Here is a 279-nt window from a genome sequence, read left to right as displayed (position 1 = left end):
CATGCGAACCGTGTCCGATGATTTGAAGAATGCCGGACGAATAGACGGCATGTCGGAATATGCCATCTTCTTCAAGCTGGTGCTGCCGCTGATCCGGCCTGCCATGGCGACCGTCGCCGTCTTCACCATGATTCCGATCTGGAATGACCTCTGGTTCCCGCTGATCCTCGCGCCAAGCGAAGCCACCAAGACGGTAACGCTCGGTTCGCAGCTTTTAATCGGTCAGTTCGTCACCAACTGGAACGCTGTTCTTTCGGCCCTTTCACTGGCGATGTTCCC

Annotated in this window: 1 protein-coding gene; it reads left to right on the top strand. The window is 56.3% G+C overall.

What is annotated here, in order from left to right; genetic code table 11:
* Positions 1 to 10: 10 nt before the first annotated feature.
* The coding region (locus SB719_RS19725) for an ABC transporter permease subunit (RefSeq protein WP_412159676.1) at positions 11 to 279 on the top strand (269 nt) is incomplete at its 3' end.

Origin of the sequence: Pantoea sp. SIMBA_079 (assembly GCF_046940275.1) — a bacterium.
GTDB lineage: Bacteria > Pseudomonadota > Gammaproteobacteria > Enterobacterales > Enterobacteriaceae > Pantoea > Pantoea borealis.
This window is presented reverse-complemented; position numbering and strand designations above follow the sequence as displayed.